The following is a 25,525-nucleotide window of genomic DNA, read 5'->3' as shown; positions in this document are numbered from 1 at the left end:
GGGAGGTCAGGGCGCCGACAACCCCGCCAACCATACGGCGCGCCTGGTGGGCGAGTAATGCATAGCTTGCAGCGGGAGGGCGCCCGGCGCCTCCTCCCAAAGGCGGGAATGGGCGATCGCCGCCCGAAACGTTTGTCGCTGTGCGCCCATCCGGCTCGCGAGGCGGCCCGAAGCACACGGTTGCGGGTCCGGGCGGCCTCATCCCCTCCATCTCAGTACCCAATTCCTATCCTTACCCCCTTACATCGCTTTACAGTTCGTGCTAGAATAGCCCTGCGTACTATCGGTGCGCAATTCTACACTTCCAATGTCTTTTGTCCGATTCTAAAGCCGCCACTCCGATCGTGGCGTAAGGAGTTCGCGATGTCTCCGCGCAGGCTTTGGCCCCTCCTGCTGTCGGTCCTCGCTCTCGTTGTCGTCCCCTTCGCCGCCCACCCTCGCGCGGAGGCCCAGGGCTTTGATCCGGCCAGAACCTATACCGTAACCAACGATCTTGATAATCAATCAACCCCGTGCGGGCCAGACGCGAATCCCAGCCCCGGCGGTTGCACCTTGCGCCAGGCCATCCTCGCCGCGAATGCTGATAATGGGGAAAGTTTGATCCGCTTTGACACCGGGTTCTTTTCTACGCAGCGGACCATCTCTCCGGTCGGCTCGCCTTTTCCGGCATTAGCAGGGGAAAATGACAGGATTGAAGGCGCAGTGGACGGCTTTGGCCGTCCGCTGGTAGTGATTGACGGCCAGAATGCTTACAGCTTCGGACTGCGCATTACAGGTAAAAACATCACCATCTCCCGGTTGATCTTTATTCGCTTCACTAGTCTGGTCGAGCCTGGTGGCGCGGGGGTGTGGATTACCACCTCCAATGCTACCGGGAACCGCGTTGAGGGATGTTACTTCGGCGTGCTGCCCGCTCAAACCACGGCCCAGCCGAACCGGTACGGGGTGCGCATCACCAATGGCGCCAGCCAGAATTATGTGGGTGAGGATATTACTAATCCGCCCCAGCGGAATGTCTTCGCCGGCAATAATGTCAGCGGGGTCTCCATCGCCGGCGCCAGCGGGAACTTTGTCTATGGCAACTATATCGGCGTGACGCTCGATGCTTCAGGCGGTTTCGCGCCCCTCGGCAACACCGGTTCTGGCGTCGAACTGACCGACGCTACCGGCAATGTGATCGGTGCCAGTTCAACCGTAGGAACTTCCCCCGACAACCGGCGCAATCTGATCTCGGCCAACGGGCAGGCCGGGATTCGCATCAGCGGCGGCAGCGGCAATTTCATTCGCGCCAATTACATTGGCACGAATTTTGCGGGTCAGGCCGCGCTGGGGACCCAGCCCGTCGGGGTGCTGATTGAGCAGGGGACCAGCAATAACCAGTTAATCGGTCTCCCCATAACCGCCCCGCTGGTGATCAGCGGCAATACGCAGTACGGCGTGCTGATGACCGCGAATGCCGCCGGCAACCGCGTGCAGGGCGCGTTCATCGGCACAAATTACCTCGGCGACGCGGCGCTGCCCAATGGCGCCGGCGGCATCCGCATTGAAAACGGGGCCGCGAACAATATCATTGGTCCGGGCACGGTGGTCTCCGGCAACGCGGGCAACGGTATCGAATTGACGCGCGGCGCCGCGCCTACCTCGACGCCGCCGGTGGGCAATCGCATCGAGCGTTCGATCATCGGCCTGAACGCCGGCGCCACCGCGCCCATTCCTAACGCCGGACGCGGCGTGGCCGTGCTCGAAGGGACGCAGGGTACGGTTGTGGGCATCGACTCGACCCCCGAGGCGTTTCTGGGCAACATCATCGCCGGCAATGCCCAGGAGGGCGTGCTGGTCCAGGGCCCGGCCAATCTGAACACGCTGGTGCGCGGCAACGTGATAGGCCTGCGGCGCGCGCCTCCGCCGACTTTTCCTCCCGGGCCGATTACCGTCGCCGAGCCGAATGGCGGCCTGGCGGGCATTCTGGTGACCGGCGGGGCCAGAGGAACCCGGCTGGAGCGCAACACCGTCGGGGGCGCGGCGACGCCCAGTTCGGGCATTCCCGGCATCTGGGTGCGTGGCGATGGCAGCGGCTCGGTGGGTACGCCCAGCCCGACCAATATCGAGAATGTGTCGCTGATCGGCAACCGGATCGGCTGTTTGCCGACCAGTAACGCCAGCCCGCCGTGCAGCCCCGCGCCGATCGCGCGCCCTAACCGCGAGGGCATCGTGGTGAGCGGCGGAGTGCGTAACATTGACCTGATCACCAATACGGTGCAGCTCAACGTCGGGGCCGGCATCCGGCTCAGCGATGTGTATACCGCCACCCTGCGCTCCGATACCAGCAATGCCCGCTCGATAGCCTTTAATACCGGGAATGGCATCCAGGTTGACGGCAATAGCTTCAACGTGAGCCTGCTCGATACGACCGTGCGCGACAACGGCGAACACGGCATCCTTGTCGCAGGGACGACCTCGAATGTGATTGTGCTGAACAACACCCTGCGCGCCAATATCGGGCGGGCCATCCGTCTCGACGGCACGGTCCAGCGGGTAACGCTGCGCAACAATCGCCTCACTCGCAACGGCGCCCCCATCGAACTGGTCGGCACGACCATCAACTTCCCGCCTGGCAGCAATCCGGGCGACCCGAACCGCCCCAACCACGACATTGACCCGCCGATCGTCGATCCGTCCTTCGCCAGCCCGCAGCGGTTGCGCCTGTTCCAGTCGGGGCGCATCGAGGGCTTTGTGTTGCCCTCTACCGCGCCGGCCGATCAACCGCCGAACCCGCCCTCGGCCTGCGTGAACTGTAGCATCCAGGTCTTCGAGCCTGATCCCACGCTGCCCGCGCCCGATGGTCAGGGCTTCAACCTGCTGCGCGCCGCGGCTGACCTCGGCGGCCCCGAACAGGAGACCCTTGCCGTCGCCGCCAACGGCTTCTTCAGAGGCTTCCTGCAACTGAGCGGCGGGCGTCTCCCACGCCGGTTGCTGCTGATCGCCACCGATGGCCGGGGCAACAGTTCGGAGTATGCCCGTTTCGATGTCACCACCGGCCTGGCCCTCGAGGCCATTTCACCGCTGGCGACCAGCCGCGGCCCCGGCGAGACGGTGACCTACACCCTGCGCGTGCGCAACACCGGCAGCGTTGATTTCGATAACCTGGTGCTGGAGACCAGCGGCACCCTCAGCGGCTGGCAACTCAACGCCACGCCGGCCCCCGGCACGGTCTTCGTGCCCGCTCTGCCCGCTGGCGGTACGCGCAATATTACGGTCACCCTGACCCTGCCCCTGGGCAACCACCCGAGCGTGCGCGTGCCGAAGCGCGATGTCACCACTGTGACGGTGCGTTCGCCGGGCGTGGCCACTGCCACTGCCACCCTGGAGACCACCGTGCTGGGCCGCCCGATCATCCGTGTCACGCCTCTCCGCAGTATCGGCGCGGGCCGGCCCACCGAGCGGGTGCCCCACAGCTACGTCCTGCGTAACGATGGCAACGTGACCGTCACCATCGGGCTGAGTTTCTTCACCCGCGATCCGGCGATCAGCCCCGGAATCTGGCGAACGGCGCTGAACGCGAACACGCTGACCTTGCCCCCCGGCGCGCAGCGCGAGTTGCTGGCCGAGGTCACCGTGCCTCCCGGCGCCCAGCAGAGCGTGGGCGGGCAGGTGGTGGAGGCGACGACGTTTATCACCGGCACCATTCCCGCAAGCTCCGAGTTCGGCTATCCGCTCATCACCGTGCCCTTCAGCGCCACTACGCGGGTGAACGTCGCGCCGCGAGCGATCATCTACCCCGACCAGGAGCAACGGGCCGCTGCGGGCAGCGAGGTGCGCTTCGTCCATACCGTCGAGAACAAGAGCAACGGCCCGGCGCGCTTCTGTCTGGCGGCGGTGACGAACCAGCAGAGCAGCGTGCGCTTCGAGTCGGCCACCAATGGGTTCGTGATTGACAGCCAGGGCTGCTTCTCGATGGACACAACTACGGACTTCAGCGCCGGGCGCTTCCAGATCGCGCAGTTCGTGGTGATTGTGCGCACCAATGCTCGCCTGCCCCTCGGCGAGGTCGAGACGATCAACGTCTTCCTGCGTAAAGACTCGCAGGACGGCGAGACCCTGGCCGAGGCCAGGCTGGTGGACCGGATTGTGATCACCAGAGGCGAGCGGTTCCTGTGGTTGCCGTTCGTGCGGAGATAGACAACCACGCTTCTCTTTCTATGAGCCTGTCCGGTTCTGCCTGGATTAGCCAGATTTCTTTCTGGGAGGGCGTAGCCCTCCCAGACCCTCCCCTCAGGCCGGGGCGTGGAGGAAGCTGGTTTCTCCGCCCTCCCGCAGGAGCTATGCGGACAGGCAGTAAACAAGCACAGTGAGGAGAACGCCCGTGCCAAACCTCGCGCGCCGTTGTAGCTTCGTCCTGCTCCTGGCTCTGCTGGTGGCGGCGTTGCCCGCCCCGCGGGCCGTCCTCGCGCAGAGTAGTCTGGTCGTCACCTCCTCCGCCGATACCGATGACGGCGGACCTACGTGCGGCGCCACGGATTGCACTCTGCGCAAGGCGATCCGCCTGGCGAATAGCACGCCCGGTCCGAACACCATTACCTTTGCGTCGGGGGTGACCACCATCCAGCCCCAGACCCAGCCCCTGCCGCCCCTTACCGACAACGGGACGACGATAGACGGCGGCGGCAGCCGTGTGACCATCAGTGGCGTGGTGCTGGCAGCGAATAACGTCTCAGGGCATGGACTGAACATTGTCTCGAACAACAATACCATTCGCGGCCTGGTACTTGTGGGCTTTCCCGCCGGTGGAGGCGCTGCGACCAGTGGCTCAGGCATCTATATTGACGGCAGCCTCAACGGTGGCGACAACAACCGCGTCTACAACTGCTATCTCGGCGTCGAGGCCGATGGAGTGACGGCGAATGGCAACGGGCGCTACGGCGTGGCTATGGCCAATGGCGCCAGCAACAACATCATCGGCGGCACGGGCGCCAATGAGCGCAATATCATTGCTGCGAACCGGGTTGCGAATGTGGTCGTTGCCAACACGGGCGAGATCGCTCTCAACGAGAACAACCAGATTATTGGCAACTACATCGGCACTAATGCCGCGGGCACGGCTCAGCCCACAAATGTGAATACCAGCACGACCGAGGCCGGCATCAGCGTGTCCGTAGGTGCGCGGGGCACGCTCATCGCCGATAACCTGGTCGGCGGGCACACTTCCACCGCGCCCGGCAACCCGATCATCGCGGGCATTACCGTTTCGAGCTTTGAAACCACCTTCAACAGCGCGCTGACGCCTCGCGACACGACCATCGTGCGCAACCTGATCGGGGTCAACAGCGCCGGCACGGCCATTCCCAACCGGGTCGGCATTCTGATCGGTGCGCTCCCCAACCCCAACTACGGCCCCTACAATACGGTGATCGGCGACCCTCTCGATCCTGCCGGGGGGCGCAACGTGATCGCCGGCAATGCCAACCGCGGGATCGAGATTGCCGAGAGCACCCAGAAGTACGGCAACGTCACCATTGCCGGCAACTACATCGGCCTCAATGCCAGCGGCGCGGCGCTCGGCAACGGCGCCGAAGGGATCTTCGTGGGGCGCTACAATGCCGCTGCGGTGGGCGATAATCCGGTGGTGACGATCGGGCCGGCGAACGTGATTTCGGCCAACGCTCTCTACGGCGTCAGGTTCCGCTCCGGGGGCCACGTGGTGCGCGGGAACGTCTTCGGCGCCAATCCTGAGGGTTCATCCTCCACCCTCAGCAATCCCCCCGTAGCCAGCGACACGGCCAATCGCGCGCCCAATATCTGGATCGAAAATGGCAATAACATCCGCATTGGCGGCTCCGGCATTGCCGATCGCAACATCATCGCCTGGAGCGGTTCGGCGGCAGGCGGAGTGGGGGCCGGAATCCTGATTGACCCCGAAGCCTCAGGCTCGCTGAACAACTGTAGCGGCCCCTGCGCCACTGGCGGCCATACCATCGAAAATAACTTCATCGGTGTTCGCCGCGACGGCAACGGGGCGCTGAATGCCAGCACTCCCATCTCCCGCGAAGGGATCCGGGTGCGCCGGAGCGCCAGTAATACCATTCGGGACAACGTGATCTCCGGGCTGGAGATCGGGATCAGGCTGGGCGGCAGCGCCGCCGGTCAGGAGGCGAGTAACAATACTATTGTCGGCAATCGCATCGGCACGCGGGCGAGCGGATCACTGGCTTCGGGCACAGGGATCGGCAACCGGCGCGAGGGTCTGTGGCTGGTGTCTGGATTGAACAATACGGTCCAGAACAACCTGATCGCCTTCAATGGCAGCATGAGCGCGCCTTTTAGCGGTTACCACGGCATTCGCGTTGATGCTTCCAACAATCAAATCGTTAGCAATCAGATGGCCTTTAACGGCGCTCTCGGCGCCGGCGATGGGGTGCGGGTGGACGCCGCGACCGCGGTCAGGATCTCGCGAACCACTACCACCCAGAGCAGCGGCGACGGGATCGCTCTCTCCGGTGGCGGAAACGGCGGCCAGGCGCCGCCGACGCTCACGGGGGTGACCGCCGGCTCCCCGCCGGTTCTGACCGGCACGGCCTGCCCGAATTGCACGGTGGAGGTCTTTACCTCGTCCGTCGCCGAGGATCGCGAGGGGCCGCTCTTCCTGACCAGCGGCACGGCCGATGCCAGCGGCAATTTCAGCATCCCCATCCCCGGATGTCTGCGCTACCTGACGGCCACAGCTACTACCCCTGGCAGCAACACTTCGCCCTTCACCACGGCTCTGGATAGCGGCGCGCTGGGACCTTGTACAACTCCGCCCACGTTCAGCCTTGGCGCGGCCTCACCGAGCAGCCGCAATGTCAATATCGGCAGTTCTACGATCTTCACGCATACGCTGACCCACAACGCCCCGGTGGAGCGCACCTATGTCATTCAGATCACCTCGTCCCTGGGGTGGGCCAGCGGCCCGACTACGGTGACCGTGCCGGCGGCGCCTCCCGGCGGGCAGAGTTCGGTAGAGTTTGGCGTGACGGTCGGCGTGCCTCTGGGCACGGCGCCCAACACCACCCATAGCGTCACCGTGCGGGCCATTTTTGGCGCCACAAGCTCCAATGAAGTAACTGACACTGTTACTGCTGTGCAGCCCACCGTGCAGCCCGCCACCCCGGAGGTCACGCCGATGACCCAGACGCTGCCGCTCTCCGGCGCGTCGGTAACGTTCACGCATACGGTGCGCAATATCGGCGATCTGCCCGGCAATTTTGAGGTCGTCGGGCTGAACTTTGTTGGCGCGCCGCCGGCGGGCTGGACGATTGGCTCGGTCACGTTAAGCCCCGCCAATCTGCCCGCTGGCGGCACGGCCACGCTTACCATCGTGGTCAACACTCCTGGCCCGACCCCGCCTCCCGGCGAGGTGCGCGTCCGCTTCCGCGTAGGTGTTGTCGGCACCGAGCGCCGCACCGATCCGGTGGACGACGTGATCAGCGTCCCGACCATCCGGAGTTTCACCTTCCTGCCCGCCGACAACCCGCTGATCCGCACCGTGCCCGCGGGGGCCGACGCGATCTTTGAGTACACCCTGACCAACACCGGCAACGCGCCTGACAGCTTTATGGTGACGCCTACCCTGCCGGGCGGATCGCCGCTACAGGTGCAGGGCGTCAGCGCCACGCCGCCCCTGACCGCTCTGGCGGCGGGCGCTGCCTCGACAGTGCGCGTGACCATCCGCGTGCCGTCGGGCACGTTGCAGGGCAATTATGACTTCACCGTGACCGCCGCCGCCTCCGGCGGGTCCAGCCCGCCGCCGGCGGTGACGCGCAATGCCCGGGTCGTGGTGACGGGCGGCGGGGCCGCGCGCATTGACCCCGGACCCGGCGCGCCCGACCCGGTGGATGTGCGCAATGCTCCGGGCACAGTTACCTTTGTCAATACCGTAACCAATACCGGCAACGCCCCCGTGCCGATCATCGTGCCCTCCACCTTCACTGGCCCGGCAGGCTGGACGGTGTCAACCACTGCTACCACCTGCAACACAATTATTGCTGCAGGCGGCACATGTGCCTTTACCGTCCAGGTAAGCGTGCCGCAGGGCGTGGACGCGGGCGCGTATCCGATCCAGATCTCGGCGACTGCCGATAATAGCGCGCAGGCGCCGCCGGTGGGCAATTTCACCGCCACGGCCACTATCACCGTCAATGTGCAACGCTTTCGCGGGGTGGAACTGGCGCCCAATCGTGAGGGCGAAGGCGCGCCCGGCGCGGTGTTGACCTTTACCCATACCCTGACCAACACCGGCAACGCCGCCGACAGCTTCGACCTGAGCGTGAGTTCAAGCGAGCCGGGATGGACGGTCGCGGTCTCGCCGACGGCGGCGCTGAATGTGCCGCGCAACGGCACGCGGACGATCACGGTGCAGGCGGCCATTCCGGCGGGCCTGGGGGCCGGCGCGTCAACGACGATAACCGTGACGGCTACGGGCCGCGAGGGTGGACCGAGCGCCAGCGCCACCGACGTGGCGCGCGTCGCCAGCATCACCGCTGCCGACCTGTCGCCGGGGCAGCGCCGCAATCTCAACCCCGGCGAGTCGGTAACCTACACCCATACGGTGACCAACACCGGCACCACCACGACGGCCTTTATTATCGAGACCAGCGACAGCGCAGCCGGGTGGAGTTCGACGGTGACAGGCAGCCCTACGCCGGTGCTCGGCCCTGGCCAGAGGGCCACGATTACGGTGCAGGTGAACGCACCGGCTTCAGCCGCACCGGGTGAGCAGAACACCACCCGGGTGCGGGTGCGCGCGGTTGGAGCAGGCACGCCGGTGCTCGACGAAACGGAGGACATCACCGCCATCGGTCCGGCGCGCGGGGTGATCATCGAGCCGAATCGCAGCGGCCAGGGGCCGCCTAACAGCACGGTGGTCTTTACGCACACGGTGCGGAATATCGGCTCGGAGCAGGGCCTCTTCCGGCTCACGGTGGCCGAGGCCAACGGCTGGCCGGCGATTGTCGCGCCTGATCTGGTGAACCTGGGTCCGGGCCAGGAGATCGAGGTCACGGTGCGGGTCTTCATCCCTGACGGGAAGCGCGCTGGCGACCCGGGTTTCGCGCGGGTGCGGGTGGAACTGGTTGGTGACCCGTCGATCTTCGATGAGGCCGAGGATAGCCTGACGGTGAGCCGGGTGGCAGGGGTGAGCCTGGCGGCGTCGCAGGTGCGGCTGGTGCAGCCGGGCGGCCGCCCGCAAACCCTGAGCGGGCTGGCGGTGACCAACCGGGGGAGCGCCGCCGATGTGTTCGACCTCGCGCCAATCGGCTTGCCCGCGGGCTGGAGCCTGACGATCACCCCGTCAACCGTTCCGGTGGATCGTGAGGGCACCTTCCGGGTCGGGATGCAGGTGACCGTGCCGGCCAGTGTCGCGCCGGGGACGATCACCCGCTTCTTCGTCGAGGCGCGTTCGCGGTTCGACAGCGCGGCGCGCGACCGGGTCGAGGTAACGCTGGTCGTGCCAGAGGCGTCTACAGTGCCGGAGGTGCGCCCGCGGATCTACCTGCCGCTGGTGCGAGCGGCGCAATGACATGCGCGGCCAGCGAAGGCATCAGGGGCGGCCAGGCCGCCCCTGATGCGTTGTCTGGTCACATCTGCGGCGATCAAGCGCAGGAGAAAGATTTGTTGTCCTCACCTGCGGACGTCCGCGGGCAGGGTGGCAGGGAGTTCCAGGTTGCCCACGAAGCGGCGGGGTCGCGATCATTCCCCGGCAGGCGGGGATACGGTGAAACCTGGTTTCACCGTGTTCAGCGGGTTGCTGAAACGCTCATCAACAGGTATAGTAATCAGCGTCGGTCAGGCCACAGGTGGAGGAGCTCCATGAACCTTGATGAAGCCATTAGTGAGATCAGCCGACGGATCCATGCCGCTGCGCCGGGCGCGGTGGTGCGGGTGACGCGCGTGTCGAGCGAAGAAGCGACCATCCGCGCCTATGCGCCGCTCAGTGAAGAGAGCGCCATCAAAGAAGCCACCCACGAATACACGCTGCAACTGCTGGCCGGCGAAGGGCTGGATGTGCAGGTGCTGGTGTACGATATCACCACTTCCCTTCCCCCGGAAGAGTGAATCTCCTTGCCGATGTGATGGGGATTGATAAGCCGGTATTCGCCCGGTAGCCCGGCGGCTGATGAGGATTTAGAATATACACCGGTATTCGCCCGGTAGCCCGGCGGCTAAAGCCGCGGGCTATTGATGCAAACCCCGCCTGGACGGGCTATGTCGGATTTAATTCTTAATCTTCATCAGCCGCGGGCTACCGATGCGAAGCCTACCTTCGCGAGCTATCCCGGATTTAATTCTTAATGATCATAACCCAGGCCCCTCACAGGAGCGTCCAGGAGGGCGCGGCCTTCCCGGATTTACTCTACAATGCGCAGAAACCGAGTTTCCCCGGACACCTGCCCGTCTGGATTTGTCTTCTGCGAAACCGGGGAAATCGGGGGTCTCTGGCGCCTCGTTCGTTCGGCAGTCTGACGGCCCGAGCTTAATGGCTACGAAACCGGAGAGTCCGGCTTCTTGCGATCCTCCCGTTCAGCGATCAGCCACTCGAGCGCCAGCAGGTAGCCGCGCCACCCCAGGCCGGTGATCTGCCCTGTGGCGACCGGAGCGACCACCGAGGTGTGGCGAAACGGCTCGCGCCGGTAGACGTTGGAGAGATGGACCTCGATGATCGGCGCGCTGAGCGCGGCCAGGGCGTCACGCAGGGCCAGCCCGTAGTGGGTCAGCGCCCCGGGGTTGATGATCACCCCGGCGGCGTTCCATGCCTCCCGCTGCAAGAAGTCAATCAAGACTCCCTCGTGGTTCGACTGCACGCTGATCAGGCGCAGGCCGGCGCTGGCCGCGCGGGCGCTCAGGGCGGCGTCAATTTCGGCCAGGGTGGTGCGCCCGTAAATGTCCGGTTCGCGCTGGCCGAGCATGTTGAGATTGGGGCCGTGGATCACGGCGATGGCGTCGGGCATAGCGTACTCCGGATTTCCTCAGGAGAAGCTCGTTCTGATGCTGAATACGGCCGTATGGGCTGGTTCCGCTCCTATTTGTCGGTAATGTATAGCCCCATCGGGTCGAGAAGCCCGCTTGCCTGACCCGAATATGTTACATCAGAATCCACAATCCGAAATGGCATCAGCGCCGCAGGCGCGGCGGGCCAATGGATTGCAACCGGGCGCAGATCGGGTCGCTCCGAGCAAGCGTGGCGCAAATCTGTTCATAGCCGTCAACGGCCCGGTCGAGGGCGCTGTCAGCACCGAGGTAGCCGGCAGCGACCCCGAGATTGTACAGCGCCAGGGCTCGCTGGCCGGAGCCCGAGGGGGCAACCTGAGCAGCCCCGGCGTAGGCGCGGGCCGCCGTTGACCAGTCTCCGAGGCGCGCTGCGCAGTCTCCCTGAAAAAGATAGACGCGCTCATCTCTGGCAGCGAGTTCGGCAGTGGCGGGCGCTGCGGCGCAGAAGCGAGCAGAGGCCTCGCTTCCGAGAAGGGCCTGCCGGTGGGCGATGGAGTGTTCCAGCCAGCGGACGTGATCGAGCGCGGGCGCGGCGACGAGGGCCAGGGCCAGACCCACGGCAATGGTGATCGCAGTCACGCGGGGGAGGAGCTGGCCAGGGCGGATCCGCGCTGCCAGGGCCTCGGCCAGCAAGTAGGCGCCCCACACCACCAGGGTGTAAGTCAGGGCCTCGACCCGAATGAGCCACCGGCCACCGGCCAGCGCCAGCAGGACCGTGGCGCCCCCCAGGCCGCCAATCACCAGCGGCCAGTGCCGGCTCATCTGGAGCGATGGAGGCGCATGCAACGGCCTGCTGGCGATCCAGAAAGCCAGAGGCGCGAGGATGAGCGCGCCGCTCAGGGCCAGGAACCACACTGCCGTGAGCATAGGCAGCGGAATGCCGACGTCGAGACGCAACCAGCCATTGTTCAGACAGGTGACGAGCAGAAGCAATGCCAGCCCCACGCCGACCGAGAGGCCCGGAAGGCTTCGCAACAGGCTGTGGCCAAGCTCCTGACGCTCGATGGGCGGGTCGGGCGGTTGGCGCGCTTCGGCAAGATGGCGATCGATCTCCTGCTGGAGTTCGGTATACCACCCGGTGACGCCTTCAATCGGCAGGAAACAATCCGGTTCCGCCTCCAGCGCCGAGCGTGAAACCAGTCCCAGCGGGCGATCCCACAGCCGGCAGTCAAAGGTGAGCCAGCGGCGCGCGGCGCTCCAGGGCAGCTCAATGCGCAGATTGCCCCAGGCATCGTGGCGAGCGATCGCGCCCGGGCGTATGCTGATGATGTCTGGCAGAGCGCGTTCAATGTGGTTGAGCGGCAGCCAGAAGAGCATGATGGCAGCAACGGCGGCATACACGGCCAGGGTAATTGCCAGCAACGTAGCCACGACGCCGAGCGCGCGCCAGGGATGAAAGAAACTGCCAATGGCGATCAAGCCGTCGGGATGAGGCGTGATCCGCGGCACCGGGGCAACAACGCCGATCAAGAGCACCAGCAGCGGGATTATCAGCACGGCGGTAACCGGCAACAGCCCGATGGAGCGCGGCAGGCTGTGAGCGATGTACCGTTTTTCGGGTTCGGCGGCAAGCAGGCCGGCGAGGGCGCGGCGAGTGTCAACATCAGTGCCGGGGTGCGAGCGCCAGACCCGCACCTGGTGCAGGATGCGCTCACGAGCGTGGGGATCGGGCAGCGTGCGGGCGCGCTCAAGGCCGGCGGTGAAATACCCAAGCGCGCCCTGGATGTCTCCGCTCAGGCGGGCGGCGTGGCCACAGGCGGCAAGAACGCTGGTCTCGCGTCGCACATCGCCGAGATCGCGAAACAAGACCAGGATCGCGGCGAGTGTAGCGCGGGCGGCTTCGACGTTGCCGGCCGCGAGAGAACATTCGGCCATGGTCTGGTGTAGTGAGGCGCGCAGGTAAGGATCGCGCGCGACCGGTTGTTGCAGCAATTCTTCAATCGTGGCTCGCGCCTCGTCGTGGTAGCCATACAGCAACAGGATGCTGGCAAGACGTTGTTCGGCATAAACGGCGTTGCGGGCGTCTTCGAGGTAGCGAAAGGTGTCGCGGGCCTGGATGTACCAGAAGCGCGCGGTGTTGATCAGCCGGATTGAGGGCCAGTTTTGATGATGGGCGCAGTACGCCGGGCGCGGCAGGAGCCGGTTGCCCGGCCCCAGGGTCAGGGCGGCGATCAGAAACGGCAGCGACAGCAGTCCTATCCACAGCGTATATCCAGCCCGCAGGGCCAGATGGGGCGAAGGCTCGGGCACATACCAGGCGCTGGCGCCGAGTCCCTGATAGGCATCGCCGAGAAGGAGCATCGTCCGAGCGAGCGCCGGCTGCTCGCCTGTGCGGGCAGCCAGGGGGAGGCTCTGGCGAAGCGCTTCGATTGCCAGCGCGTAGCGGCCCTGTTCGAGGCGAGCTTCTCCCAGGCTCTGCCCCACCTGAGCGGCCAGATCCGGTTCCAGGTCATCATAGGCGCGCAACGCCTCGAGATGGGCAATCGCCTCATTGAGGCGACGCGCGGCCAACAGGGCGCGGGCGACCAGATACTGCGCCCAGCGACGGTGCCGTGAACCCAGCACTGCGTCGGCAATGGCCGCGCTGGCCACGTGCGCCAGTCGCTCGAGTTCAGCCAGACGGTGAATGGTTTCAAAGTACGCAAAGGTCGCGCGGAGTTCATCGAGGCCCCGATCCGGATCGATGTGCAGCAAGTGGTACAACGCCTCGCGGCGCAGCACATCAGCCTGGACAGTGAGCGGCGCGGCGCTCAGGGCCGTGCTCTCCGGCAGGAGCGGCATAGCTCCGCTCGCGGCGTCGGGGGGGACGGCACGCTGGGCGAAGTGGTGGTAGAGGCGCCGGTGAAACGTCTCCAGGTCATCGGGGCGTTCGCGGCGCCACGCGGCGAGGAGCGTCTGGCGCACCTGATCGGCATAGGCCAGGCGACCATCTCCAACGTCACGCACAAAACTCAACCGGCGCGCCTCTTCAAACAGGGCGTCTGGCTCTATGGACGGCTCGCAGAGGGTCTGGAGCGTCTCGCGGTCAAACCAGCGGGGCAGCGCCGCGCGGCGGAGGGCCTCGGCCCGTTCGGGGCCGACGGCGCGGAAGAGTTGTTCGACCGCCCAGGTCAGTGCGGCCATACCGGCGGTGTCGCCGTTGGCATCGGCGGAGAGGGGGCGATCAAGATGAGTCTTACCCGACATAGACCGGCAAGCGCGCGCTTGCGATATGGAGAGCCCCGGCTTCCGCGCTTCACCTGGCCGGGAGTTCCTGGTCCGAAGAATTATCTGCTCTCTCCAGAGCGTCTCCGATTAACCTCACCAGGTCAGGGCGCCCCCTGGTCAGCGCATAGATGGCCTGCGCCTCGGCGTCGCTCAGGCGTTCGGCGCCGCGGCAGGCGCCCAGGTAGTACGCTGCTTCAGCGGGCGAGAACGCCTCAAGGCTGAGCGTGCGCAGCGCCGAGGTCCAGCTCGCGTCAAACGGAGGTAGCAGACGCCCTGCCAGCACCACTACGGTGTTGCGTAACCGCCCATCGCGAATGCGGCGCAGCAACTCCTGCCGGATCCAGCGATCGGCCACCCCCGACAGCCAGCGCTCGTTATCAAGCGAGGCGTGTTCATAGCTGTCGAAGAGCAACAGAACCGGCGCCTGCAAGGCCAGATCCTCGAGACACGCGAAGAAGGCCCGGGTGACTCGATCGTCAATCGCTGGTAGCAGACACGGATCATCAGATTGAACGACAAAAAGATTGTCTTTAACCCCTGAATGACTGGCGCCGGTGAGCAATGACTGGCCTGACGCGCGCGGGCGGGCGCGGAGGTTTGCAGTCAGTCGCGGCGCGGTCACCTCATTGATGGTCAGCGTTAGAGCATCGAAGCCCGGCGCGCCGAGGGCGTCGCGCATGTGGCGCACGAGCGCCAGGGTATCGTAGGCGCGCCCATCGCTGAAATCAAGCAGACTGACGCGACCCCCGAGTTGCAGCGCGTCATCGGCGAACTGTCGCAACAGCCAGGACTTGCCCATTCCCGGCCCGGCGCGGAGAGCGAGGATCTTCGGCTCGCTGGCGCCGGTCAGGCTCCGCCGGAGCGCCTCGCGCTGCCGGGGGCGATCAATCCAGAATTGGTGTTTCAAGTCACGCCTTCCAGATCTCAGATCACATTCTGCTCAATCTGCTGTTGCCCGGTTTGAAAGCGGCTGATCCGCAGATCGTCAATATTGATGGTATGGGCGCGACCGTCGAGGATCTCTTCGGCAATGAGCATACCGGTGGCGGGAGCATGCATGATCCCGTGACCGCTGAAGCCGCTGGCGTCCACATAATTGGCCAGGTCGGGATGTCGCCCGAGGATAGGGTTATGGTCAGGCGTGATCTCGTAGAGACCAGCCCAGCACTGACTGGTGGCGAGGCCGGCCTGCTGCAGCACCGGAAAGCGATACAGGCCGGCTTCGAGCACGTGGTCGAGCCAGTCCCAGTCTACCGTCGTATTGAAGCTGCTCGGCTCATCGGGGTTGGAGCGGCCCATCAGGAGGCCGGGGCCCTCGTGGCGCATGTAGAAGCCGCTGCCGACATCTACGGTGAATGGGATGGGGTCGGGGATCTGGGGGAAGGGAGTGGTCATATAGATATTGCGCCGGTAGGGACGGACGGGCACGTCAAGACCGGCCAGGGCCGCAACTTCTCCGGCCCATGGACCGGCGGCGTTGACCGCAATATCGCAGGCAATCCCGCCGTGGGTGGTACGCAGGCCGCTCACGGCGCCGCCGCGGATCTCGAACCCGGTGACGGCGACGCCGCGGAGGATGCGAGCGCCCATGCGCTGGGCGGCGCGCAGGTAACCCATGGCGATGCCATAGGGGTCGCAGAAGCCGTCATCGGGGCCGAAGGTCGCGCCGATAAGGTCGTCGGTGCGCATGCCGGGCACGAAGCGCGCGGCTTCCTCGGGGCTCAACACCTCGACGCGCACATCGAGTTGCCGCTGGAGGGCGACGTTGCGCTGGTACTGCTCCCACGTAGCGGCATTGTTAACCAGAAAGAGATAGCCTACCAGGTGCAACTCGGCGTGTCCGCCGACTTCTTCGTCGAAGGTGCGCAGCTTCTGAATGCTGTAGCGCGAGAGCAGGATATTGGTGGCGTTCGAGAACTGGTGCCGGACGCCGGCTGCCGAGCGGGCGGTGCTGCCGCTCACCTCGGCTTCCTCCTTCTCAAGTATCAGCACGTCGGTACAACCCCGAAGGGTCAGATGATAGGCGATGCTGGCGCCGATGACACCGGCGCCAATGATTGCCACCTGTGTGCGGCCTGTCACGGTACGCTCCTCGAACTACAGCCGGAAAGAAGGTTTCCCGAGAGGCGCCACCCTCCGAAACTCTGCGCGCAACCTTGAGGGTTGCGCTACTGGGCGTCCGCCATGGGCAGGGTCTGGAGGAAACCTGATGTCCCTAATCTTTGCTGTAGGGATGTCGTGCATTATACACGCTTGCGCTCATCCTTTGCGGCGGCCGGTTCGTGCCGGGCGCGGTGCTGATGGGGAAGGTTCCGGCGGCCATTCCTGCGGTTCTTCGCCGGAGAGCGCCTGGGGGTCGGGGAGAGTGGGAACAGTGGCGTCATGGTTCTGCGCTGAAGGGGCTTCGTGTTCGCGCTGGCGACGGCGTTCTTCGCGCCAGACGAGGCGCTCGCGCACCAGGCTCTCGAACCCGTGATTGGTCGGCTCGTAGTAGATCCGTCCTTCCAGATTCGGGGGCAGGTGGGCCTGGTCGCTACGGCCCGCGGGCAGATCGTGGGCGTACTCGTAGCCCTTGCCGTAGCCCAGGCGTTTCATCAGATCCGTCGGGGCGTTGCGCAGGTGCAGCGGCACCGGTTCGTTGCGCGTCTCGGCCACATCGCGCATCGCCGCGGCATAGGCGCGGTAGACCGCGTTGCTCTTGGGGGCCTGGCAGAGATAGACCACCGCCTGAGCAAGGGCCAGTTCGCCCTCGGGTTGGCCAAGGAAATGCACCGCCTGTTGAGCGGCGATGGCCTGCGGCAGGGCCGCCGGATCGGCCATGCCAATGTCCTCCACGGCGATGCGCACGATGCGCCGGGCGATATAGAGGGGATCCTCGCCGCCGTCGAGCATGCGCCCCAGCCAGTAGAGCGCGCCGTCGGGGTCGCCGTCACGGACGCTTTTGTGCAGGGCGGAGATGGCGTTGAAGTGCAATTCGCCGCTCTTGTCGTAGCGTGTGGCGCGGCTTTGCAGCGCGTCGCGAATGTCATCGAGGGTGATCAGGCGCTTTTCTCCCAGGGCCGGAGCCTTGGAACGGGCGGCGGCTTCCAGGGCGTTGAGGGCGGTTCGGGCGTCGCCGTTGGCCATGTTCACCAGATACCCGCGCGCATCGGCGGCCAGCAGCACGTTCAGTTCACCCAGACCGCGCTCGCGGTCGGCGATGGCCCGGTCAATAAGCCGGGCGAGGTGCTCGTCGCTCAGGGCCTCCAGGGTAAAGACGCGCGCTCGCGAAAGCAGGGCGCTGTTGATCTCGAACGAAGGGTTCTCCGTGGTGGCCCCAATCAGGATGATCGTGCCATCTTCGACATAGGGCAGCACGGCGTCTTGCTGGGCCTTGTTGAAGCGGTGGATCTCGTCAATAAACAGTACGGTGCGCTGCTGGAACATGCCCAGCCGGTCCTGGGCCTCCTGGATTACCCGGCGCAGGTCGTTGACCCCGGCGCTAACGGCGCTCAACGGCTCGAAGTGGGCGTTGGTGCTCTCGGCGATGATCCGCGCCAGGGTGGTCTTGCCGCTGCCGGGCGGCCCCCAGAGGATCATAGAGAAAAGCTGGTCGTTGGCGATGGCCCGGCGGAGCAGGCGTCCTTCGCCCACCAGGTGTTCCTGGCCAACGAACTCGTCGAGCGTGCGCGGGCGCATCCGCGCCGCCAGAGGGGCCTGGTCGCGGAGGGTCCGGTCGCGCTGGGCGTCAAAGATGGTAGGGCTGCGTTTTGGCGTCATGAGCTTAGGTGGACGCAAGTTCGTTCTGCGTGTATTGTAGCACGACCTGGTCGCACTTCCCACTTCCGTAACCTGGCATGGCTTATGCCAAAGGGGGAAGAAGGAACTATTGTAGCGTGGGAGGGGCAGCGTGTATGCTATGCTCAACGGAAGAACGCGCAGCCAGCAGGGGTTCCGGTCGGCGAGGGTTTCCTCGCAATGCGTTCCACGTGTGTTTACCCCCCTCTCTTCCTCTTCTTCCCCTGACGGCCCCCACCTCGCCTAACGCGAGGCCCTGCGCTTGCGCGTCTCCCGTACTGTGAAGCTGCGTGGCGACCACCACGGTCGCCATTCTTTTTCTAGAGCACTGACCGAAATGCTTGATCCACTGAGGACACTGAACGGTGTAGCTCGCTGCGCCTGCGCTGCTAGCGTTACGGGTCAACCTTTTCGAGAAACGCTATAAGCAAACCGGATGGCCTCCATACCCCGGCTCATCGGAGAGGGCCATAGACCCGACCTTCCAGATTGTGTGTCGGCGAAACCAGGTTTGCCCGCTGCCGGCGCCGGGGCGCTCTGCCGTACGGAAGAGCCGCTGAGGGCAGTCTATTGGTCTATGCTGGCGTTTTGACCATATTCGGGGTATAATGCAAAGAAAGGCTTTGCAAAAAGGTTGCAAATGTTTGATTCGCCGGAAACGCCGTTGATCAGACTGGAGCGAGTCTCCAAAACGTATGCCGAGGCCGGGCGCGATCGGGTGGTGTTGCACGAGGTTACGATGACCTTCGCGCGCGGCGAACTGGTAGTCTTGCTGGGCAAAAGCGGCAGCGGCAAGAGCACCCTGTTGAACCTGGTCAGCGGCATCGATCTGCCTACGAGCGGCGAGGTGTGGGTCGAAGGTCGCGCGCTGAGTCGACTGAGCGAGCGCGAACGGACGCTCTTCCGGCGCCGCAGCATTGGCTTCGTGTTTCAGTTCTTCAATCTGGTGCCGACGCTGACGGTTCTCGAGAACGTGTTATTGCCCCTGGAACTGAACGGCCTGGTTGGCCCGGCAGCGCTGGAGCGAGCGCATGCCATGCTCGACGCGGTGGGGTTGCGCGACCGCGGAGCCAGTTATCCCGACCGCCTCAGCGGCGGCGAACAACAGCGAGTGGCGATTGCCCGCGCGCTGGTGCACGATCCGGCGATTGTGCTGGCTGACGAGCCTACAGGAAACCTCGATAGCGAAACCGGGCAGCAGGTGCTGGCCCTCCTTGACCAGCTTACGCGACAGGCGGGCAAGACGATGCTGATGGTCACCCACAGTCCTGAAGTCATCGGCGTCGCCGACCGGGTGCTGCGACTGCGTGAGGGTCGCCTGGTCGCCGATCTGCCCCTGGTTCCCGGATAAGTGAATTGTTACCGTGATACCACCCGGCCAACAGGCCGGAGTCATGTCAGCGCGCTACGCTGGCGCTATGCATGTATTTGTTCCCGGACTGGCGTGCATAATCTGAGAGGAGGGAGGATACCCGATGAGCACACGTATTGAGACGACCAAAGCGCCGCGCTGGATCACCACCGAGGCCGGGCAGTGGGCCTATATCTTCAATCCCGAGTGGCGCCAGCATGCTGATCGCGCCTTCGGGGTGGCCGAACGCCGGCGCCTGCTTGATGAGGCTGAGCGGCTGCGGCGCGCGGCCGCCACGGATAGCACGACCACCGATGCCGCGTAGCAGGTCTTCTGACAGTTTCCGCGGAGCAGGCAGAGGTTGGCAGGTCGTGGCTCTCCTGTGCACGGCCCGGGCTTGTTTTAGCCCGGACGTTTCACACCCAGGATAATATTGCTGCCTCGCGGAATATAGTCGCCATTCAGGATTCCGGGCCCGTTTTCGATCTGCGCGCTCACGACCTCGTTGTCGGCATAGTTTTCGTATCCGGGGAGCCGATCAGGTCCCTGTTCATCAACAAAAATCAGGGTGAGGCCGGGGGTCGCGCGGAGGATCTGCTCGGCCTGGTCGCGTTGCAATCCGATCACATTGGGGAAACGCACCACATCGCCCCGGCTCACCACAATGGTTACTGTACTACCCACGGGCACGCTCAGCCCGGCGTTGGGGGACTGGCTGATAACAAAGCCGGCATCCACCTCGCGGCTGGGTTCCTCACGCACCTCAACCCGCAAGCCCTGAGCGGTCAGCCGGTCGCGAGCGATCGCCGCTGGAATGCGGGTCACGTTGGGCAATTCAACCAGTTGCGGCCCCAGACTAACCGTGTAGGTGACCGGGCTTCCTGGAGGCAGCAGGCTGCCCGCGGGCACATCCTGGCTGATCACCAGGCCGATGGCCACCTCGGCGTTGTGCGCTTCACGGCGCACCGGTTGCAACGATGCCTGGCGCAGCAGTTGATCGGCGGCTTCGCCGCTGTAGTTGCTCAGATCCGGCACAACGACCGTTACCTGAGGGGTAGGGGTCGGGGTGCCGGTTTCAGGAGTGGGGGTAGGCGTCGCGATCACGCTGCCGCCATTGCCGCCGCCGCCCCATCCCGCGAAGAGTTGCCCGACGGCGCCGGTGCTGATGAGCAAGATCAGCCCCAGCACTCCGGCGAGCACCAGCAAACCGACTACAAAAACGCCACACCCGATCCCGTCCTGGCTGGGAGCACGCGCGGGAGCGCCGCGGGGCGGGGGAATGGGCACACGGCCCGTTGTGCCGCTGGCCGGAGGCGCCGCCGGGCGCCCACTGCCGGGATTCTGAACGCGAGGCAGAGGAGCGGCGGGACGGGACAGCCCGGGGGCGACCAGCGTCTCCTGCTGCGCGGCCCGATCATAGGCCCTGAGGGCCTCGGCGAACTCCAGAGCGCTGGCGGGGCGCTGGGCCGGGTCCTTGGCCATGGCCCGCAGCACCAGGGCCTCCAGCCCGGGCGGAATGCCCGGAACAAGCTGTCGTGGAGGTGCCGGCGGCTCGGTAACGTGCTTCATCGCCACGGCCAGGGCATTGTCGCCGGTGAACGGCAGGCGACCGGTCAACATCTCGTACAGGACCACTCCCAGGGCATATACGTCGGAGAGCGGCGTGGCAGGCCGGCCCTGGGCCTGCTCGGGGGAGAGATAATCAACCGTGCCGAAGGCCACTCCCGTTTCGGTAAGGGCGGTGGACAGGGGGCTTTTGGCGACCCCAAAATCGGTGATGTGGGCCTGGCCATCGGGCGTAACGATAATGTTCTGGGGTTTGATGTCGCGGTGGATCAAACCGGCGCGGTGGGCGGCATGCAGGCCATGGGCGATCTGCGCGGCGAGATCGACGGCGCGGGCGATTGGCAGAGGGGCCTCATGGGTGATGATTGTCTTGAGATTCGTGCCCTCGACATACTCCATCACCAGGTAATGAATATCGCCGTCCTGACCAACATCGTAGACATCTACGATGTTCGGATGGGTCAGCATGGCGGCCGCCTGGGCCTCGTGGCGGAAGCGGCTGAGAAAGTCGGGGTCGCTGAGGTAGTGGCTATGGGGGATTTTAATAGCGACGCGCCGGTTGAGCCGAAGATCGCGACCGGCGTAAACGCGAGCCATGCCCCCCTCGCCGATCAGGCGCTCCAGTTCGTAGCGGCTATCGAGTATCGTTTGCTGCATGAACTGTCGTTACTGTATCACAATGCGGATGGCAGGGACCGGCGCGACAACCGTATGGCCGTCGAGGAGAGCCTCCAGGATCGCCAGATTGACCACATCTTCATAATTGTAGGCCAGCAGCGTGTGCAGCGCGGCCTGGTCGCCCTCAGTCTCGTAGCGTTGCCAGAGGCGCGGGGCGTCCCAGCCGCTGATCCCTGCGGTATCTCGGCGAATGCCGAGGCGTTGCTCCACGACCTTCAGCCCGCCGCGCAACCCGCGCCGGCGGCAGATGTACAGCAGGTCGCGGTGGTCATATTCGGCCCGTAGATCGGCCAGGAGGCGCTTGCGGATGACCGGAAGATCGAAGCCGCTGCCGTTGAAGGTGACAAGCGTGCCAATCCCTTCCAGGGCCCCGTAGAGGTTCACATCGGTAACGCCGCTGCCGACAAGCTGGATGGCGCCGTGGTCGGGGCGATAGATGCCGATGACGCTGATCGCGCCGGTGAAGGTCGTCTCAATGTCCAGATAGGCGCGCATCGGTGACTCGTGGCGCGAAGCTCTTTTCCCGCTTCATTATGGCACGGCGGGGCGTGAGCGTCAACGCGAGCTGTGCGCAGCGAGACATGCGCCGACGCTCGGATGGGTTTTCACCGCAGAGAGCGCGGAGGTTATGAAGAGGCTTGAGGTACACGTAGTGTGGTATAGTAAAAAAATACCTGTCTATGAAACTGACCGGGTGGTACGAGCCTGGTGAAACGGGTTGTCACGGCGCGCAACTCAGATGACTGCGCGGCTGTCTCTTCGTAACCGGCAAAAGTGAGGGCAAAACCGGTTTCTCCAGTCTTCCCAACCAGCCATGCTCGCCGCAACTATCGCAGAAGACGAGGCCCTAATGAACGTTCCTCCTCCCCGTCGCGTGGTGCTCGACACCGATCCGGGAATTGACGATGCCCTGGCCATTCTCCTGGGACTGGCCTCGCCCGAAATTGACCTGGTCGCCCTTTCGGTCGTGCACGGCAACTGCACCCTGGCCGAAGCGGTAACCAACGCGCTGGCGGTAGCGGAACTGGCGGGCCGGCCCGACCTCGCGGTGGCGGCGGGCTGTGACCGGCCCCTGCTGCGCCCGGCGGTAACGGCGCACGACACCCACGGAGCGAAGGGTCTGGGCTACGCCAGCCTGTCGCAGAGCGCAGCGCAGCCGGTGGCGGAGCATGCGGTGGATGTGCTGATCCGTGAGGTGATGGCCGCGCCGGGTGAGGTCACCCTGGTTGCGGTCGGCCCGCTGACGAATGTGGCCCTGGCCCTGCGGAAAGAGCCGCGCATGGCCCGGGCGGTCCGCGAGTGTATTTTCATGGGCGGGGCCTTTCGCGCCGAGGGCAACATCACGCCCCTGGCCGAGTTCAACGTCTTCGTTGACCCCCACGCAGCGCAGATCGTTTTTTCCAGCGGCATGCCGCTGACGATTATGCCGTGGGACATCACCCGCGACGTGCGGTTGACGCAGGCCGATGTGGACCGGCTGCTGGAGCGCGGCGGCCCGATCCCCCGCTTTATCGCCGACGCGACTCGTTACTACCTCGAATTTCATCTGCAAGAGTTTGGCTGGGCGGGCTGCTCGATCAACGACCCGGCGGCCCTATCGCTGGCGTGGTGGCCGGAACTGGCGCAAACGCGCGATCTCTACGTGGAGGTGGAACTGGCAAGCGAATTGACTCTGGGCAAGACGGTGGGCGATTTTAGCGGCAAGAGCGGGCGCGCGCCAAATGCGCGCCTGGTGGAGTCCTTCGACGCGAAGGAGTTTATCGCGCGTTTTCTGCGACGGATGGAGGACCTGGCGGATCGGCTGGCGGCGTAGGTTCTCAGGGCGGCAGGGGGATGGGGAAACCTCTCAGGTGCAGGTTTTTCGAGCGAGAAGGGGTTTTCGGCATTCCAATGCGCTTACGATCCTCACCCCCCCGCCCCCCGCTCCCGCACGCGGGGGCGGGGGGCGGGGGGCGGCCCAATTCCCCAGGTGGCGAATGCGACGCGAGGATGCGCCGGAAAACCCTTACCCCTGAGAAATGGGGAAACCTGGTTTCCCCATCCCCCTGTCGGACAGGCGGGTCTGGAAGGGCGCAGCTCTCCGTGCAGAAACCGGTTTCTGCTACAGGCGCGCCCGGAGGGCGGCGATGAAGAACCCCAGGGCCTCGACGCGCAGGCCGGCGCTTACCGCCAGGTAGAGCAGCATCCCCGCGCCCCCGGCGAGCGTCACGACCAGCACGGCAGGGGCAGCGCCGAGCGCTGTGGCAAGCCCGGCAACGGTCGCGGCCATGAGGGCGCTGGCCAGCACGCCTTTGAATGCCGCTTCGCCCAGGCGCTGGTCGCGCAGGGGCGCTGCACGGCTGAGGAGCGCGCAGGTGATCAGAGCGTGGCCGATCCACTGGGCCGAATTGCCGATCACCAGGGCCAGAAAGCCCAGCCGGGTGAACCAGAGCAGCGGCAGGGCGGTTAAGAGATAGCAGAGAATGGCCGCCCCCTGGATCAGGTTAGGTGTAAGGGTGTTCTTACGGGCGTAGAAGGCGAAGATCAGCACCTGGTCCAGCGCGGCGGCAGGTAAGCCGGGCAGGTAGAGCAGGAGGGCCAGGGCAGTGATGTGCGTGTCCTCAGGACCGAAGGCGCCCCGTTCGAAGACCAGACTGGTGATCGGTGTTGCCAGGACTGCCAGCCCTGTCGTGGCCGGCAGGATCAACAGCAGCACGACCTTCAAGCCCATTGCCAGCGTAGTTTGAAACTCCGACTCGGCGGCCACAGCGCTCTGGCGCGACAGGGTCGGCAGCACGGCCAGGGCGACCGCCGACGCCACCAGGCCGAGGGGGAACTGGATGAGCGTGGTAGCGTAGCGCATCGCGCTCAGGGCGCCCTCGAAGCCCGAAGCCAGCCACCGGTCAATCAACGTGCCGATGATTGAAAAGCCGATCCCCAGCGCTACGGGGGCATACAGGCGCACGATCCGTCGCACGGCGGGGTGTCCCAACCCCAGGGTTGGCCGCAAACGCGCCCCGCGCAGGCCGGGGAGTTGCAGCGCGACCTGGGCCAGCGCGCCAATGAAGGCGCCAACGGCCAGGCTGTTGACGCCGAACCGGTCGTGGAGCGTGACTACCCCCAGGACCATCCCGAGGTTGAAAGCGACCATTACGAAGGCCGGCAGCAGGAAGCGTCGCCGGGCGTGGAGCACCGCTGTTGCCAGCCCTGAGATGCCCATCAGCAGCACCGCTGGCATCAGCAGGCGCACCATCGGAATGGCCAGGTCGCGCAGGACGCTCTCCTGGGGGCGAGTGAGGAGCGCCACGATCAGGGGCGCCTGCCAGAGGGCCAGGGCGACGACGGCCGTCAGCGCAGCGAGAGCCAGGGTCAACACGCCCGAGACGACCCGCCAGAACTCGTCGCGATCACCTTCGGCATACTCCGAGAACACCGGCACAAGGGCGGCGCTCACAGCCCCGGCAATCAGCAAGTCGTAGACAGTGCTGGGAACCGTCCAGGCGATCTGGAACGCATCCACTGCCACGCCGCGTCCAAAGAAGTAGGCGATGATTGGCTCGCGGATGAAGCCGACCAGTCGGCTGAGGATGTTCCCGACCGCGATAAGCAGCGCAGCCGAGAGAATGCCTCGCGCGGCCACGCCGCTCTGGACGGTGTCATTCATGCAGAAAGGCAAGGAAACTTACTTCACAGACTACTAATTACTCTGTGAACGAAGTTTTTCGGCAACTCCGCCCCCTCCCCAACCCTCCCCCGCTGGGGGAGGGAGTCCGGTTCCTCCCCCCAACGTGGGGAGGCTGGGAGGGGGGCGGAAATGCCAGGAAACTTCGTTCACAGACTACTAATTAGTCTGTGAAGTAAGTTTTCCGGTATTTCGCTCGCCCTGTCATGCTGAGCGAAGCGAAGCATCTTCCGCCTCCTGGTGCGGTAGACCCCTCGCTCCGC

At 65.1% G+C, this 25,525-nt stretch carries 14 protein-coding genes; 6 read left to right on the top strand and 8 right to left on the bottom strand.

The genetic code is table 11. The features are described 5' to 3' along the window. Positions 1-363 precede the first annotated feature (363 nt). From NZU74_13030 to NZU74_13020, 3 genes are all read left to right on the top strand, one after another. Complete coding sequence (locus NZU74_13030) at positions 364-4,179, top strand: right-handed parallel beta-helix repeat-containing protein (GenBank protein ID MCS6882249.1); 3,816 nt, start codon at positions 364-366, stop codon at positions 4,177-4,179. Between the two features lie 184 nt (positions 4,180-4,363). Continuing rightward, positions 4,364-9,553, top strand: a complete 5,190-nt coding sequence (locus NZU74_13025; GenBank protein MCS6882248.1) for an NEW3 domain-containing protein — start codon at positions 4,364-4,366, stop codon at positions 9,551-9,553. 290 nt (positions 9,554-9,843) lie between these two features. Next, positions 9,844-10,089, top strand: coding sequence for a hypothetical protein (locus NZU74_13020; protein MCS6882247.1), 246 nt, complete (start codon positions 9,844-9,846; stop codon positions 10,087-10,089). 425 nt (positions 10,090-10,514) lie between these two features. Here the strand turns inward: NZU74_13020 and aroQ are convergent, their stop codons facing one another. The 5 genes from aroQ to NZU74_12995 form a co-directional block, all read right to left on the bottom strand. Continuing rightward, positions 10,515-10,982 carry a type II 3-dehydroquinate dehydratase gene (aroQ, locus tag NZU74_13015; GenBank protein ID MCS6882246.1) on the bottom strand — a complete coding sequence of 156 codons (468 nt, stop codon included), beginning with the start codon at positions 10,980-10,982 and terminating at the stop codon, positions 10,515-10,517. Between the two features lie 163 nt (positions 10,983-11,145). Next, entirely contained in the window at positions 11,146-14,208 is a 3,063-nt protein-coding gene (locus tag NZU74_13010) for a tetratricopeptide repeat protein (GenBank protein ID MCS6882245.1), read from the bottom strand. A 49-nt stretch (positions 14,209-14,257) separates the two neighbouring features. Then, complete coding sequence (locus tag NZU74_13005; protein ID MCS6882244.1) at positions 14,258-15,136, bottom strand: hypothetical protein; 879 nt, start codon at positions 15,134-15,136, stop codon at positions 14,258-14,260. A 17-nt stretch (positions 15,137-15,153) separates the two neighbouring features. Further along, positions 15,154-16,311, bottom strand: coding sequence for an FAD-binding oxidoreductase (locus NZU74_13000; GenBank protein ID MCS6882243.1), 1,158 nt, complete (start codon positions 16,309-16,311; stop codon positions 15,154-15,156). A gap of 177 nt (positions 16,312-16,488) precedes the next feature. Next, the gene (locus tag NZU74_12995; protein MCS6882242.1) at positions 16,489-17,907 is read right to left on the bottom strand and encodes a replication-associated recombination protein A; all 1,419 of its coding nucleotides are present in this window, start codon (positions 17,905-17,907) and stop codon (positions 16,489-16,491) included. A gap of 739 nt (positions 17,908-18,646) precedes the next feature. On the opposite strand from NZU74_12995, the gene NZU74_12990 reads away from it, so the two are divergent. Continuing rightward, positions 18,647-19,357 (top strand): ABC transporter ATP-binding protein, encoded by a 711-nt coding sequence (locus NZU74_12990; GenBank protein MCS6882241.1) that lies wholly within the window; start codon positions 18,647-18,649, stop codon positions 19,355-19,357. Positions 19,358-19,481: 124 nt separating this feature from the next. Next, positions 19,482-19,682 (top strand): hypothetical protein, encoded by a 201-nt coding sequence (locus NZU74_12985; GenBank protein MCS6882240.1) that lies wholly within the window; start codon positions 19,482-19,484, stop codon positions 19,680-19,682. A gap of 77 nt (positions 19,683-19,759) precedes the next feature. Here NZU74_12985 and pknB read toward each other — a convergent pair whose 3' ends face one another. Then, on the bottom strand, positions 19,760-21,580 hold the full coding sequence (gene pknB, locus NZU74_12980; protein ID MCS6882239.1) for a Stk1 family PASTA domain-containing Ser/Thr kinase: 1,821 nt from the start codon (positions 21,578-21,580) through the stop codon (positions 19,760-19,762). A gap of 9 nt (positions 21,581-21,589) precedes the next feature. Further along, positions 21,590-22,096: a ribonuclease H-like domain-containing protein gene (locus NZU74_12975; GenBank protein MCS6882238.1), complete on the bottom strand. Its 507-nt coding sequence runs from the start codon at positions 22,094-22,096 to the stop codon at positions 21,590-21,592. A gap of 355 nt (positions 22,097-22,451) precedes the next feature. Between NZU74_12975 and NZU74_12970 the strand changes: the two genes are divergently transcribed. Further along, positions 22,452-23,414: a nucleoside hydrolase gene (locus tag NZU74_12970; GenBank protein MCS6882237.1), complete on the top strand. Its 963-nt coding sequence runs from the start codon at positions 22,452-22,454 to the stop codon at positions 23,412-23,414. Positions 23,415-23,702: 288 nt separating this feature from the next. Here the strand turns inward: NZU74_12970 and murJ are convergent, their stop codons facing one another. After that, positions 23,703-25,244, bottom strand: coding sequence for a murein biosynthesis integral membrane protein MurJ (gene murJ, locus NZU74_12965; GenBank protein ID MCS6882236.1), 1,542 nt, complete (start codon positions 25,242-25,244; stop codon positions 23,703-23,705). Between the last annotated feature and the right edge of the window lie 281 nt (positions 25,245-25,525).

The sequence above is a fragment of the Chloroflexaceae bacterium genome (genome assembly GCA_025057155.1).
Taxonomy (GTDB): Bacteria; Chloroflexota; Chloroflexia; order Chloroflexales; family Chloroflexaceae; genus JACAEO01.
This window is presented reverse-complemented; position numbering and strand designations above follow the sequence as displayed.

Bases quoted from the DNA above. Each gene is read 5' to 3' on its own strand.
- NZU74_12985 (MCS6882240.1), top strand. From the start codon at position 19,482: ATGAGCACACGTATTGAGACGACCAAAGCGCCGCGCTGGATCACCACC.
- NZU74_13030 (MCS6882249.1), top strand. From the start codon at position 364: ATGTCTCCGCGCAGGCTTTGGCCCCTCCTGCTGTCGGTCCTCGCTCTC.
- aroQ (MCS6882246.1), bottom strand. From the start codon at position 10,982: ATGCCCGACGCCATCGCCGTGATCCACGGCCCCAATCTCAACATGCTC.
- pknB (MCS6882239.1), bottom strand. From the start codon at position 21,580: ATGCAGCAAACGATACTCGATAGCCGCTACGAACTGGAGCGCCTGATC.
- NZU74_13010 (MCS6882245.1), bottom strand. From the start codon at position 14,208: ATGTCGGGTAAGACTCATCTTGATCGCCCCCTCTCCGCCGATGCCAAC.
- murJ (MCS6882236.1), bottom strand. From the start codon at position 25,244: ATGAATGACACCGTCCAGAGCGGCGTGGCCGCGCGAGGCATTCTCTCG.
- NZU74_13020 (MCS6882247.1), top strand. From the start codon at position 9,844: ATGAACCTTGATGAAGCCATTAGTGAGATCAGCCGACGGATCCATGCC.
- NZU74_12990 (MCS6882241.1), top strand. From the start codon at position 18,647: ATGTTTGATTCGCCGGAAACGCCGTTGATCAGACTGGAGCGAGTCTCC.
- NZU74_12975 (MCS6882238.1), bottom strand. From the start codon at position 22,096: ATGCGCGCCTATCTGGACATTGAGACGACCTTCACCGGCGCGATCAGC.
- NZU74_12970 (MCS6882237.1), top strand. From the start codon at position 22,452: ATGAACGTTCCTCCTCCCCGTCGCGTGGTGCTCGACACCGATCCGGGA.
- NZU74_12995 (MCS6882242.1), bottom strand. From the start codon at position 17,907: ATGCGCCCGCGCACGCTCGACGAGTTCGTTGGCCAGGAACACCTGGTG.